This window comes from Methanoregula sp., assembly GCF_041645475.1.
Taxonomy (GTDB): domain Archaea; phylum Halobacteriota; class Methanomicrobia; order Methanomicrobiales; family Methanospirillaceae; genus Methanoregula.
In genome coordinates this window covers 226,644-240,413 of record NZ_JBAZQA010000002.1, presented here as the reverse complement: position 1 = coordinate 240,413, position 13,770 = coordinate 226,644, and the positions used below count along the sequence as shown (strand labels likewise).

11 protein-coding genes and 2 pseudogenes are annotated in these 13,770 nt (G+C 38.1%); 9 read left to right on the top strand and 4 right to left on the bottom strand.

Annotated features, from left to right (window positions below; genetic code table 11):
• Nucleotides 1-55: 55 nt before the first annotated feature.
• The 3 genes and pseudogenes from WC598_RS03100 to WC598_RS03090 form a co-directional block, all read right to left on the bottom strand.
• A pseudogene (locus WC598_RS03100) lies at nucleotides 56-442 on the bottom strand (hypothetical protein).
• A gap of 99 nt (nucleotides 443-541) precedes the next feature.
• A complete protein-coding gene (queC, locus tag WC598_RS03095; RefSeq protein WP_372960003.1) occupies nucleotides 542-1,198 on the bottom strand; it encodes a 7-cyano-7-deazaguanine synthase QueC in 657 nt (218 codons plus the stop codon).
• Nucleotides 1,195-1,476: a hypothetical protein gene (locus WC598_RS03090; RefSeq protein WP_372960002.1), complete on the bottom strand. Its 282-nt coding sequence runs from the start codon at nucleotides 1,474-1,476 to the stop codon at nucleotides 1,195-1,197. The genes queC and WC598_RS03090 overlap by 4 nt, the downstream gene beginning before the upstream one ends.
• Before the next feature lie 78 nt (nucleotides 1,477-1,554).
• Here WC598_RS03090 and WC598_RS03085 point away from each other — a divergent pair, with 78 nt between their 5' ends.
• From WC598_RS03085 to dpdA, 6 genes are all read left to right on the top strand, one after another.
• The gene (locus WC598_RS03085) at nucleotides 1,555-2,586 is read left to right on the top strand and encodes a tRNA-guanine transglycosylase (protein ID WP_372960001.1); all 1,032 of its coding nucleotides are present in this window, start codon (nucleotides 1,555-1,557) and stop codon (nucleotides 2,584-2,586) included.
• A complete protein-coding gene (locus WC598_RS03080) occupies nucleotides 2,583-3,425 on the top strand; it encodes a hypothetical protein (RefSeq protein WP_372960000.1) in 843 nt (280 codons plus the stop codon). Before WC598_RS03085 ends, WC598_RS03080 begins: the two co-directional genes overlap by 4 nt.
• Complete coding sequence (locus WC598_RS03075; protein ID WP_372959999.1) at nucleotides 3,418-4,599, top strand: BREX system ATP-binding domain-containing protein; 1,182 nt, start codon at nucleotides 3,418-3,420, stop codon at nucleotides 4,597-4,599. Before WC598_RS03080 ends, WC598_RS03075 begins: the two co-directional genes overlap by 8 nt.
• A 138-nt stretch (nucleotides 4,600-4,737) precedes the next feature.
• Complete coding sequence (locus tag WC598_RS03070; protein ID WP_372959998.1) at nucleotides 4,738-7,038, top strand: UvrD-helicase domain-containing protein; 2,301 nt, start codon at nucleotides 4,738-4,740, stop codon at nucleotides 7,036-7,038.
• A 10-nt stretch (nucleotides 7,039-7,048) separates the two neighbouring features.
• Nucleotides 7,049-8,032 carry a PD-(D/E)XK nuclease family protein gene (locus WC598_RS03065; RefSeq protein ID WP_372959997.1) on the top strand — a complete coding sequence of 328 codons (984 nt, stop codon included), beginning with the start codon at nucleotides 7,049-7,051 and terminating at the stop codon, nucleotides 8,030-8,032.
• Between the two features lie 58 nt (nucleotides 8,033-8,090).
• Entirely contained in the window at nucleotides 8,091-9,815 is a 1,725-nt protein-coding gene (dpdA, locus tag WC598_RS03060; RefSeq protein WP_372959996.1) for a tRNA-guanine transglycosylase DpdA, read from the top strand.
• A gap of 18 nt (nucleotides 9,816-9,833) precedes the next feature.
• Here the strand turns inward: dpdA and WC598_RS03055 are convergent.
• Nucleotides 9,834-10,810: pseudogene (locus tag WC598_RS03055) on the bottom strand (IS5 family transposase).
• A gap of 670 nt (nucleotides 10,811-11,480) precedes the next feature.
• Here WC598_RS03055 and WC598_RS03050 point away from each other — a divergent pair.
• Genes WC598_RS03050 through WC598_RS03040 form a run of 3 tightly spaced genes read left to right on the top strand, consistent with a single transcriptional unit; the run spans nucleotide 11,481 to nucleotide 13,764 of the window.
• Nucleotides 11,481-11,813 carry a type II toxin-antitoxin system RelE/ParE family toxin gene (locus WC598_RS03050; RefSeq protein ID WP_372959995.1) on the top strand — a complete coding sequence of 111 codons (333 nt, stop codon included), beginning with the start codon at nucleotides 11,481-11,483 and terminating at the stop codon, nucleotides 11,811-11,813.
• 1 nt (nucleotide 11,814) lies between these two features.
• Nucleotides 11,815-12,906, top strand: a complete 1,092-nt coding sequence (locus WC598_RS03045; protein ID WP_372959994.1) for a HigA family addiction module antitoxin — start codon at nucleotides 11,815-11,817, stop codon at nucleotides 12,904-12,906.
• Nucleotides 12,907-12,954: 48 nt separating this feature from the next.
• Complete coding sequence (locus WC598_RS03040) at nucleotides 12,955-13,764, top strand: hypothetical protein (RefSeq protein WP_372959993.1); 810 nt, start codon at nucleotides 12,955-12,957, stop codon at nucleotides 13,762-13,764.
• Nucleotides 13,765-13,770: the final 6 nt, after the last annotated feature.

Genomic DNA, 13,770 nt, shown 5'->3' with positions numbered 1-13,770 from the left:
ACTGGTGATTTAACACCAATAAAGAAGATCCGTGTAGGACTGGATCCCAAAAAAATTATTTTTTCAAAATTAGATCATTGTCCCATAGGGATAGAACGACGTCCATCTGTCCTGAATGAGCAAATTGATTTCCTATTTTTCGCCATAATTCCAATTGTTTAACTGGTTTTGAGATTTGACCTAATTCCTTTACAGCATTTAATGCATATGCCTAATTTTTAGTTGATCTCGTATATTTTCCACAGTCCACTCCTCGAACAAGGCCCTCCTCACAAAGGCTAAGGAATGCAGCTCTTGGACATCCCTTCTTCATGACCCATTCACTCGGGTCATTCTTCACTAATTTAGAAATAGCTAGTTCCCATGCGTCCCTTGGATTTTTTATATTCTTTTCTGCTAAGAATTTTGTTGCAAGAATTGCACATTCTCCATATCTACCCATAGGTCATCATCACACGATGGTTTTTTTTAATTAACAATCATGCGAATCAAATATTTAAATCCGGTGATTAATTTGAGATTGATATGCAAAAATGGGAAATTATTGATATTCCAACGGATCGTCTACACCTGCTTCCCGAAACGCAGCTAATCGTTCATCGCACGAGCCACATTTTCCACAGGATTTTTCCTCTCCTTTGTAACACGTCCATGTATTGGAATAATCAACACCGAGGGACAATCCGCGTTTGACAATATCTCCTTTGGACATCTGAAGATATGGTACAGATAAGGTCAGATCATCCCAGTCGCAGAGATGAAATGCAGTCGCCATTGCGCTAACGAATGACGGTCGGCAATCCGGATAAATTGCATGATCTCCAGAATGTGCACCGTAATATAGGTGAGTGGCTTTGATCCCAATTGCGAAAGCTGCAGCAAGACTAAGCAGAACCATGTTCCGGTTGGGAACAACGGTCTGCTTCATGTTGTTATCTGCATAATTCCCCTCAGGGACTTCCCAATCGGTTCGCGTTAGTGAAGATGGTGCGAGATCATTCAGAATATTTATATCAATTATCTTCTGTGGAATTTTTAATCGCTCACAGGTTTTTATCGCATAGGAAATCTCTTTTTTATGTTTCTGTCCATAATCGAAAGTGACTGCATGGATTGAGTATTTCTGGTTGATGAGATCATAAAGAAGAGTTGTACTGTCCATTCCCCCGGATAGAATTATCACAGCACGTGAGTTCATTTACTCTCCCTCCTGTTTCCTCCTATTTCTTTCATGATATCCTCAAAATTAATTTTATTAATTTTGTAGAATCTTTTTCTCCCATCTGAAGGATCCTGACGTTTTGAAATATATCCCGATTTTTCAAGTTTTGATAAAATTATTGAGGTATATCTATAATCATGTGAAAGCAATTCGAGTGCATTTTGAAAAGCAAATTCGTTGTAACCAAATTTTGAAAATAACACCGCGAGATCTGTTAAAAGAAATTTTGGAATAAATGATACCATATCCTTCACAACATTATTTCAAAAGATACTTATAGTTATGATTAGCTAAACTATAAATTAGGCTAATCAATAAGTGGTGTATTTCAAATGCCGTTTAATATTAAAATTATAGAAACTGCGCACGGTAACTTAGAAACTCCGATCTTCTTTCCTGTATTTCATCTGAATAAACAAGGAACCGGATCATTTCCGAAATATTGGAATGAAATTCCTGAAATGAGAACAATGCTTGTGAATGCCCATTATATAAGTAAATCAGAAAAATTCAAACGAATAAGTACAAAAGGACTTCATAACCATTTCCAATTTAACGGGATCTTTTTTGCAGATAGTGGCGGATTACAAAGTCGTTTGAATAATGCAATTATAGATCCACTAGAAATTTTACGAATCCAGGAAGAAATTGGCGCCGATATCGCCGCAACACTCGATGCACCTGTTTTCATCACTGACAATATTTCTGACGATAAACATGCTGAGTATATCCAAAGAACAGTAAAAAATGCCCTCCTCGCTTCGAAAAACCGAGAGCGAGAAGATATGCTCCTCTATGCAGTCATTCACGGCAATGATATCAAAGTAATGACGAATATGATCGATTATCTCAACCGTAAAGGAAATTTTAATGGATTTGCAATCGGGGGATTAATTTTAAAACGATCGAATTATCGTCATCTTATTGACCTTATCCTCGCTATCAGAAAACGGACCGGGGAGAAACCATTGCATGTGTTCGGATTAGGTGGACCAGCAATGATTCCCTTGTTGACATACCTTGGTGTTGATTCATTCGATTCATCATCCTTCCTATCCGCCGGATCAAATCGGGTATACTTTGCTCCGGAACAGAAATCATTTGCATTCAATGAATTGCCACAAACTGAAATGCTTCCCTGTGTTTGTCCGGTTTGTAGTAAAAATTCCTTTGAACAAGTTCGATCTCAACGACGACTTATCGGGATGCATAACCTCTGGATGATCTCATATGAAATCAGAAAATTGAAGATGCACATTCTTGAAGGCGATCTTGAATCGTACCTTGATTATCGTTTCATGAATAGCGCTCAGATTAAAATTGCGTACAAATATGCAAAATCTAAAGTCGGAGGTTTTGTATGAGGCTTACGATGCGCCCGGTCACGTTGAGTCGTGTTGTGGAAACACTTTATTTCGCCGAGATGACAAGAGCGTTTTCAAAACAAGAGCTAACGACATTTCTAAAATCTTCTGAAGAGCGCGGAAAAGATGTTGCTGATGAGATTGTGAATATTGGGTTGTTAGAAAAAGATGGGACACAATATTATGAAACAAAAAAAGGTTCTGAATTTCTAGATGATATTCGGACAAACAATTGGATTAGTATTCATAATTTGATGATGGATTACTCATTTTATCAGACATTTTTCACTCAACTTCAATCAATTGAACCTTCCACACCTGAAGAGATTCTTACTTGCCTGCAATCTTCTCCGGTTCACTTCAATCAGGCCTCCTGTGATGTATTATGCGATTGGGGAGAACGTATCGGATCCATTCAACGTAATATCTTCACCAACCAATATTTTACCATCACTGAGTTATCATCCTCTATTATCCCCGCCTTTCTCGATTCCTATCAATCGCTCAATATCAAAACCGGACTTTCTCTCCGGCAAAGATATGTAGAAATTCCCAAGATCCGCGAGTATATCTGCCAGAATATGAGGATTTCCCGGGACTCCTTTGATTCACGATTCATTCAGCTGTGTATGAAAAATATCGGAAAGATTGAGCTTGCAGGAGCTCCGGTCACAACCCACGCCAAACGATCAGCTAACAAAGTGAAGAATGTACATTTCCTCGAACTCCCTGATAAAATAACGATGAAACTATCCTCAAATCAGTATCTCAACGGTCTGAATGTTGGACCAAAATCATACTACTATGTTGCATATCACGGCGGTGAACTAATTGACTGAATTTACTTTGACATTAAAAAATAAAGATTACTCAAAGTACGGGCTAACTGGAAACCCCTTTCCGTTTTCCGGGGTTCCTGATGAACATCCCAATGTGTATATCGGACAGGATGAGGTTCTCACAAAAATTAATTCGGTATTATCATCGACAGTCCTCACTGGACAGTCAAATCATATAATTGTGACAGGCTCATATGGGAATGGAAAAAGTCATACATTGAAATTCATTAAATCTCATATCCGAGATCAATTCTCGGAAAAATCCGATACCCCGATCTGTGTTGGATATGTCTCTCAACCTGGTGAGAATTTTCTCGATATCTATACAAAATTTATGTATGATCTTGGATATTCATTTGTCAAACATATCTCCCAAGAATATCTCGGCCTTATCGCGTACCAATTATCGAAAGAAGGATTGATCGAAGAAAAAATCCGGAAAGGACAAGGTTGGAAACAGATTGAAAAAGGAGATGTACTTATCTCAGATATTGTTCCAAAGGCTATTCAACGACTTAATGATGGAATTAAATTCGTCGATTATACACGTGCTTTCATTGCATTATCCTATGAAGAAAACTCCATCTATTCTTGGGAGTGGCTATGTGGGGAGGGTGTAGAATATACAAAACGGCAGGAGCTTTCTCTTGGAAAAAATATCAATGATACCAATTCAATTCGAGCATTGGGATCTCTAAAATTTATTCTTAAGGAGCTTGGTTTTTCTTCGCTCATACTTCTCATTGATGAATTTGAATACATAGAAACACTCCCTTCATTGAAGAAACAAAAAATGCTCAATTATCTCCGGCACGTTATCGATCTCAACGGGGAGGGATTATCCCTCATCATCGCTTGTGCACCGGAAGTCTGGCAGAATATTGTTGCTGAGTATCATGCGTTCTCAGAACGAATCGGTAAAGAAGCGAATCTCAAACCTCTTGATCAGGAAAAGATCCGGATGCTCTTGATATCCTATCTGAATAACAAACGAACAAAGAAAAATGATTCATTCTCTCCATTTACTGAGAGATCCATTGAACAAATTTACATCCATTCGCAGGGAAATACACGACGAGTCATTTCGCTTTCCAGTCAAGCATTAGATGTATCTTTAGATCTGGATAAAAAATCGATAGAGCAAGATGTTTTAATTTCGATTATTTCTAATTAAATTTTTTCGGTGATTAACTTTTACATATTTTGATGATAATCATTCCCCTAAAAACTTATTTTCGTTTAAATGGTCACCAAATGAATAAGTTTATCGGTGACATCCGTAATAAACAAGTACAACCACCGGATGGATAACATGGAATTTCAAGAATTCAGTCAATTATTGGAACCTCGTTTAGGATATAGAATTTATAATACGAATGCCGCCGGTGAGATTATATTAAATGAACAAGGAAAAATCATCACTCACACAAATGGTCCATTGCACATAATTGCTGGTCCTGGGTCGGGAAAAACTGAAACGCTTGTTTTAAGAACGCTTTATCTTCTTTTTGTTCGAAATGTTGATCCCAAATCAATAATTGTTACAACGTTCACTGAAAAGGCTGCAAAAAATATCAAAGAAAGGATTATCACTGGCGCAGAATATTTTTTTGAGCACCATCCAAAATTACAGGAATCAATTGATATTTACAATCTTAGAATTTGTACTCTTCATAGTCTCTGTAATGATGTGATGCAAGAATATCATTCACCGGATTATCAAAATTTCCGATTAATGGATGACTTTGAACAATTCCTTTTCACATTTGAACATTCGAATCTCGTTCAAGAAGATGATCATTATCTTCCTGTTTACGAGCAATTTGATTATTTATTTGAAAAATATGACCCCGTAAGTGGATATAGAGGGTGGAATAATCATCAATATCCACCAAATAAATGGGCGCTCACGAGAGCTGCAATTAATTTATTCAACCGGATTACAGAATATCGAATTAACTTAAATTTAATGCGCGAATCTGGGGATTCGTGGCGACTTCTTGTTGAGGGATTCGAGCAATATCAAGAACAATTAACACATTTTCAAAGATGTGATTTTTCAACGTTACAATCAAAATTTTTAGAATTTCTTAACACCCCTCACGGACGGTTGTTTGTCGATGGAGATCCCGAGAATTATGAAATGTATCCTCGACTTGAGTATTTGATGGTTGATGAATATCAAGATACAAATCCAATCCAGGAATTAATTTATTTCTCTCTGTCACGAAATGCCCCTCATAATATTTGTATTGTTGGTGATGATGATCAAGCCTTATATCGTTTCAGAGGAGGCACTGTTGAATGCATTGTTAATTTTAGTCAAAGATGTCAACAACAATGGAGCGTCGAATGTACATCTCGTTACTTAAATACAAATTATCGTTCACATGAAAAAATCGTTGAATATTGTAACGAATATCTTCTTTCATTTCCTCAAATGAATATGCCTGGAGCTCGAATCCAAAACAAACCGAGATTGGTATTCGGTTCACAAGTTCATGGAAATTATCCCTCTGTTACCTGTATTCGCACGAATACAAAATCTGATACTGCACGTCAGTTTGCTTCGATGGTCAAATGGTTACATGACAATAATAAAATTCAAGATTATAGCCAATGCGTTCTTTTAATGAAATCCGTTAGAGAGACGAGTAGACATGCATTACAATTTGTAAATGAATTAAAAAATCAAGGAATCACTCCTTATAACCCCCGATCTCGACAATTTTTGGTTCAAGAAGAAATTGCGGTTGCTCTTGGAGCATTTATATCAATTATTGATCCTGACCTGGAAGGAATTAGGTATATGAGAGGAGGAACGGCGGTAAAAAATAATATTGGAAGAAATGTACAGCAATGGATCCAGGAATATCAACGAATTGCACCTAATTCTGCCGAATTATCGATGTATGTTAACGAAGCCACTAGGCGTATTCGACAAAAACAACCTCAAGAAAAACTAAAACTGTCAATGGCGGAATTATTCTATCTTATTATTTCTCGGCAACCGTTTTCTAACTGGAAAGAAGATCCTGAACGAACGTACCGATTAGGAAAATTATCATCATTATTTGAACAATTTTCTGCAATACCTTATTTTGATCAAAATCGAAGATCGAATCGTGGAGAAATTTGGGCGAGTAGTCGGGGAGGGTATGCCAGTCATAAATGGTTAATGGATTTTTATAAACTCTTTGTTACTCGTCTAATGGCATACGGCGAAAATGATCCTGAGGATGATGAGATTATCGCACCTCCTAATCACTTACCAATTATGACTGTTCACCAAGCAAAAGGTTTAGAATTCGATTTTGTTTTTATTTGGGGATTAAGTCAACAAGAAGACGATGAAGATGAATCAATTCATATTGAATGTGATTATGCACCATTTTGTCAAAACCAAATTCAAAACAATATTGCATGTCACGACAAATCCGCTCAAGACAAAATAAGATTTTATTTTGTAGCTTATTCAAGAGCAAGATGCGCATTGATTCATTTATTGACACAACAGGAACTTCGGATAAGTCGAACTGGTGATAACCAAACTGGATTTGGTATTATTGGAAGAGATCCAAATCGTTTTCGACAAATTGTTCATTTTATTTAGGGGGAATTTCATGCCATTTGAAGAATTTAATTCCATAACTGTAACACGAAGAGATCTTCACGAACCATTACCCACATATAGCATCACTGGAGATATCTTGGCGTATAAAACCTGTCCAAGACAGTATGGCTTTTTTTCACAACGAGGTTATACCCCTGCTCATAATATTCAACTGTGGTTTGGAACAATTATTCATCAGGTTCTTGATAAACTACATCAACAATATCAAGGTCGTTTGAATCCTGAACGCCAAGGACAACTCCCCACCCAAAATGATGTTGAAGTTTTTTTTATTCAGATAAATGAAAGTTTGCGAGTTCGCGGAATTAAATCATATAGTCGAACATTAGACCGAGATGGCGACGAACAACATGCTTTAAGAATATTACAGCAATTTAATGCGATCGAAGGTGCATCCCTTTATCCCAATATTAGAGATACTGAATACCGGTTTCAGAATCAACAGAATGGGTATATCTTACAGGGTGTTGTTGACGTACTAAAAGATACATCTGACGAAGAGATCCCAGAAGAATATGATCTAGTAGAAATTTGGGATTATAAAGCTGCAAAAAATCCATTGCATCAACCACAAAATCAACAAAATCAAAGAAGAATGCAAAATTATCGTTTTCAATTACTTGTTTACGCTTATATGTATCATTTGAAAACTGGAAAATACCCAAAAAAAGGAGTATTATATTTTTTAAATGAATTATCCAGTCGAGCAATTCCAAATCCATCAGAACAACAAATTTTAATGATGCGACAGAAAGCAATCTTTTCATTAGATTTTACTGATCCCGCAAATATAGAAAATATTCATGAAGCGCTCGACGAATTTCACCATACTGTTAAAAATATTGAACACTGTAAACAAGTTGAACGTTGGGATGCTCCAACTGCGGAGAACCTTCCTGGAGATGATACCTGTACAACTTGTGATAAACGATGGGATTGTCCGAGCAGTCCTCATGAGTTAAGATATCCGTAATTCATCCATAATACATAAAATAAAAACAAATTTCACTATCCGAAACAGAATCATATTAATGCGCTTTTTCATCCCCGAGTGGGACGACCGGGTCGATCCCGGCTATGATTTTTCAACCGATTCCCATTCTGCGATGCATAATGCAAATCCTATGGAAAACGACTCCTATATGTGGGATATCTTCGAGAAAGAAAAAGTCCCTTTTGATGGAGTTCTTGTCTCTATTGCGAATCTTCAGCAAAACACAAGAAAATACAAATCGATTCTCGATAAAGGCATTCATAGCTTTTTAGGACTACCACAGGATTTTCAAATTCTCGCGGATTGTGGCGCTTTTTCATATATCGATCAAGAAATTCCTCCCTATAAAACATCCGATGTTTTAAAAATTTACAGCGACTTAGATTTCAATTATGGAGTTAGCATTGACCATTTAGTTGTTCCTATGCATAAGGAAAAAAACAAACAACGTATAGAAATTACATTCAAAAACGGTGTTGAAGCACATAATGAGTGGAAAAATAAGTATAAGGAAGATTTTCAGCTAATCGTTGCGGTTCAAGGTGCTGAAATTCGTGATTATCTTCTAATGTTCAATAAGTTCTACAAAAATGGAATTCGACATTTCGCATTTGGTGGTTTGGTACGAACACAAACCACATTTATTATTCAACTAATCGAGGCCTTAATTGAAGATATCAATAAAACAAAAAAGAAGCCAGAGTTAATTCATTTTTTCGGAGTGGCACGATATTCACTATTCTCTAAATTCAAAGAGCTTGATGATATGGGAATTTCCACGTCGTTTGATTCATCATCACATCTCCGAAAAGCGTGGTTGACTTCTGCACATACAGAATTTAATTATATAGATCAATCGTGGACAGGGTATTCAGCAATCCGGATACCATCAAAGTTAACGAAAGAAAAATTAGAATTCATCGACCCTGATGAATATGCGAGTTTATCAAACGATTGTCTTAACTCTTTAAGAAAATTCGATGACGATGAGATCTCTCTTAAGAAAGTCATGGAAAAATTAAAAAAATTTATTGAGCGAATGCATGAAGACCCAGAGTTATTGAAGTATTATCAACGGACATTGGAATCTAAACCTTGGAAACAATGCTCCTGCCCAATTTGCAAGGAAATTAAAATTGATGTCGTGATATTTCGTGGAAATAATCGCAACCGGAGGAGAGGTTTTCATAATGTGTTCGTATTTAATGAAATTTTGAAAGATAAAGCAAAATGGGAACGGTGTAAAAAGAAAGAGTTAGAGAAACAAATCAGATCACTCGAACGAACAAATCTGGATTTTTTAAAAGGGAAAGAAAATGTTTTAGTAATTACCGGGTGCTCGAAAAACAAACTCACTTGTGAAGAGGGATCAAACGGCAAGGTAATGGCAAAAGAACTCTACCAAGGAACCCTGTTTAAAAAAGTACGTGCTTATGCAGAAGCTATGCATTTTGACTATCGTATTATTTCAGCAAAACATGGGTTAATAACTCCAGAGTTCTCCCTAGAGACTTATGATCAACGCCTAAATACTATTTGTGACGTGGAAAAAATCCGCCCGAATGTTGAAATTAAATTGAAACAAGATCTCATTCAATATGATACGATCGCGGTTATTGCTGGGGATAAGTATCGACTTGTTCTCGGAAATTTAGTAAATAATAAATTTAGATTCATCAAGGCAAAAGGTATCGGAGATATGATACAGATTGTATCGAAAGCTGTTCCAAAAAATAAAAAATTGGCCGAATTTGTTGATTGAATAATCAAATAGAAAATGTCACAAGAATACTTCAACCCAACATTTCTCAGATCTCCTGGTCACGCATAATTTTTTTGCTCTGTAGAAAACCATTCTCCAAACAAATTGTATGAACCTGTCAATGTTAGCGAGAATGATCTTGCAAGAGATTTCCTTCATCTGGGTCTGAAATTTTCGGGATTTCAGGTCAGCTCCGAACCTCCGTTTGATGACGGAGAACTTGGTTTCGACCAGGAACCGTTTTCGATAGCGAGTTGAATCAAAATTCTCGGTCATCTCCTTTCGATATTTCCCCCAGACATTCGTGGAAAATTGATGAGAACGAGCTGGAATAATCGAGTCTGCATGAAGAGATTCGCGAATAAACCGGTGCATTTTCTCGGAGTCGTATCCACGGTCCATGACATAACACTGCGATTTAAGGAGTTTGTGACATTTTTTCAGAAGAGAGAAAGCATGTCGGGAATCATGGACTCGGCTGTTCGATATCATAAATCCGATGATAACCTGCAGTTCGATATCGACAACAATCGAAGTTTTCAGGAAATGTTTTCGGATCTTTCCGGTTCTTTCCGAGTAATAATGACTGCAATATCCGCTGGTAAACCCGGATGAATCGATGGCAGTAATCGGAATTGTGTCTTCGGGGAAATAGAATAGTTTCAGGGTACATTTTAAGAGAATATCGAAGTAGATGGGTTTGATTCGGCAGAGAAATTTCTGAAGCGTGGTGAAGTGCGGAATTGTCGTAAGACCAAGGCTTCCCGGATCCGGTCCATCTCTTCGAGATTCCAGATAACCGTTCGGTAGTCTTCTTTTCGATATTCTTTGAAGAGAAGTAATGTCAGAAGTTGATGCTGGGTATAATCTCTTCTCGAATATTTGCAGGAATACAGCGAGAGATGAGATGAACGTACTAACGAGAATGCATGTTTGATAAAACTGATAAACCGGCCTGACGATTTCTTTATTGTCTCCTTATTCGTTACTCGCATAACATTGTAAGGAGACACCGTACCTTAGATCTTTTGGTTAATCTCTGCTCGATTCTCACTCAAAGAAATCTTTTCTACAGAGCAATTTTTTTAACAACCCGTTCCCAAAATCCCGATCTTCCTCACGTTTTTCCACCATGAACCGATCTCCGTCATATGATGGTAAGGTACCGGGGAGAGGTCTCCCGGACCCCGCTCCAATCTCCGGTCCCCCCCAGATGTCCGATTTGAGGAGACTTCCGCCATCCCAATTGACCCATATGGGGATGGTTAAGGGGGGATGGAATTCCGGCGGAAATCCGCAGATTTCCACGGGTAAAGGGAGGGTCAAATGGCTGCGTTTTTGCAGTAAGTGGATGGTCTGGATCCGGAAACGGCTAATCGGGACCCGTATCGGGCCCGTATTGGCATGCCCGAGAGACACTCCCGTGGGATGCGTTAGCAAAATGTTTAGCTTTGTTGGAACCTCTACGGAATGTGAGTTGTGTCATAGCTCTCCGATTTTTTCCAGGTATCCGCAAGTTTGTCCCGGGTTTCCGTTTGGATCTTGATCGTAACAGAGCAATCTCAATTCATCCCAAACCTCGCCATTAGAATTTCAAATTGACAAATCAGTAAGTTTCTAGCGACAGTGTTATTTACCTACAAGGTAAATAATATCTTGCCGTAAATGGACATCGTGGGCTTTAAAACTCCGGAGCTGCAGGCGATCTGTGAAAGCGAAAGAGAAGCCAATCGTAAACTCGGTGCTCCCTGTGCAAAAAAATTGAGAACTCGTCTTTCAGAAATTCAGGCTGCTCCTTTTGCGACAAATTTACCCGCCGGAAATCCTCATGAACTTAAAAGAGAGCGTGCTGGAGAGTATTCATTATCTCTTGTTGGACTTGTCCGATTAACATTCGTACCGGCGAACTCACCAGTTCCAACAAAAGATGGCAGGATTGACTGGTCCAAAGTGAACAAAGTCACCATTGAATATATCGGAAATTACCATGACTATTAAAATGAAGCGTTTCACGCCGGATTGGGTCTCATTACCCGGAGAGACCATCACCGATCTCTTAGAAGAACGCGGTTGGACGCAAGCTGAATTTGCTATGAGGATGGAGTTGTCTCAGAAACATGTCAATGAAATCATCAAAGCAAAAACACCCATAACAAGAGATACCGCTCTGAAACTCGAACGTGTGCTCGGCAGTACAGCGGAATTCTGGTTGAACCGGGAGGAACAATATCAACAGAATCTCGCCAGGTTACATGAAACCAAGCGCCTTGAATCATGGGGTGAATGGGCAAAAAAATTGCCAATCCATGATTTGATGGAACATGGATATATTCCGACTCGAAGAGTAGCTAAAAAATACTTCGCTGAAATTGTCGATGATCTTTTACGATTATTCAAGGTAGCATCTCCCGCCGCATGGGAAGCACATACTGCGAAAATGTCTGGATCATTCAGATGCACCCGGGCTGATCAGAGTGATTTCGGTGCGATTTCGTCTTGGATCCGACTGGGGGAAATTGAAGCGGAAAAGATCGACAGTCCAAAATTCAATAAAAGCACTTTTGAAGAATCTTTAGAAACTATTCGACCACTTACTCTTTCTCACTTTAATGAGATTGAAGAAACTTTGAAAGAAATATGTTTGAAGTCCGGTGTAATTTTAGTAATCATCCCGTCTATTCCCCGGGCACATGTGAGTGGTATTGCCCGGTGGTTGAAACCCAATCAACCAATAATCCAGTTATCTCTCTATGGCAAGACAAATGATCGAATCTGGTTCACTTTTTTCCATGAGATAGCTCACCTTTTAAAACAGGATAAAAAAGAAATTTTTCTTGACGAGATTGACGGAAAAAGAGTGGACCTGAAAGAAGAACGTGATGCGGATAAATGGGCAAGCGAGTTCCTGATTCCCCCCAAATATTCGAACGAATTGAAAAAATTAAAAAGTGAGAAATCAGTCTTGGAATTTGCTTCAAAGATCAAGATTCACCCAGGTATTGTTGTCGGACGATTGCAACACGAAGGAATTATCAAATATACTCATTTGAACAAGTTGAAAGAGAGTTATCATTCTCACACCCAACCTTAACCCTCTTCGAATTGCTATTGAGACTTATTCTGATACTGTGGTGAAACGGTGCCTCTCATTTGGGAAATATCTCAGGACGATGTCAAGAAAACATCTGACTTCATCAAACAAAATGAATCAAAAATATATGCAAGAAAAAGAGTCAAGGATAATATCTCTTTTCCACCTCCAGAAATTAATCGGGAGGTCATCTGGGAATGTATGTTTGACTGCCTCTTATCGACTCGCCAAAAATCCGGGCCGAATTCCCCTATCGCACGTTTCCAGAATCAGAAACCCTATCCTCTCACGTATGATATCTGCGTTCAACAATCAAACGTTGAGGATTATATCCGAAACCAAATTGGTACAAATCCTAGTATTCAGTACAAAAATAAAATCGCAAACTTCGCTGCACATAATCTAACGTGGCTAGAAAAAGATGGAGGCTGGGAGAAAATTGACAGATGGCTTCAGCCTTTAAGGGAACAACGGAAAATAAAACCTCAGCTTTCGCACAAAAGTATTGAGCGAGAAGTCGCCAATAACTTTACCTTTTATTTTAAGGGAATTGGGCCAAAACAATCAAGGAACTATCTCCAGCTTTTAGGATTGACGCGGTACGAAATACCAATTGACAGCCGGTTCATAAACTGGATTATCGCAAATCAATTTCCCTTATATCTGGATGGAGTACACATTGGTTCTCTTGAAAGAAAGATAATCAATACTCGTCTGTCGACTCCATACTGGTATGATAGTATTCTCGACAAGCTACAGGAATTAAGTAGCAGATGTAGTATTTTACCGGTTGAACTTGACGGTTGCGTCTTTGCTAGTTTTGATGAAGAATGGAAAGAGGGAGAAATTCCATTTTAGCTAGAT

Excerpts from the sequence above, each read along its gene's own strand:
- WC598_RS03065 (WP_372959997.1), top strand. The coding sequence starts at position 7,049 with ATGCCATTTGAAGAATTTAATTCCATAACTGTAACACGAAGAGATCTT.
- WC598_RS03080 (WP_372960000.1), top strand. The coding sequence starts at position 2,583 with ATGAGGCTTACGATGCGCCCGGTCACGTTGAGTCGTGTTGTGGAAACA.
- WC598_RS03070 (WP_372959998.1), top strand. The coding sequence starts at position 4,738 with ATGGAATTTCAAGAATTCAGTCAATTATTGGAACCTCGTTTAGGATAT.
- dpdA (WP_372959996.1), top strand. The coding sequence starts at position 8,091 with ATGCGCTTTTTCATCCCCGAGTGGGACGACCGGGTCGATCCCGGCTAT.
- WC598_RS03045 (WP_372959994.1), top strand. The coding sequence starts at position 11,815 with ATGAAGCGTTTCACGCCGGATTGGGTCTCATTACCCGGAGAGACCATC.
- WC598_RS03050 (WP_372959995.1), top strand. The coding sequence starts at position 11,481 with ATGGACATCGTGGGCTTTAAAACTCCGGAGCTGCAGGCGATCTGTGAA.
- queC (WP_372960003.1), bottom strand. The coding sequence starts at position 1,198 with ATGAACTCACGTGCTGTGATAATTCTATCCGGGGGAATGGACAGTACA.
- WC598_RS03085 (WP_372960001.1), top strand. The coding sequence starts at position 1,555 with ATGCCGTTTAATATTAAAATTATAGAAACTGCGCACGGTAACTTAGAA.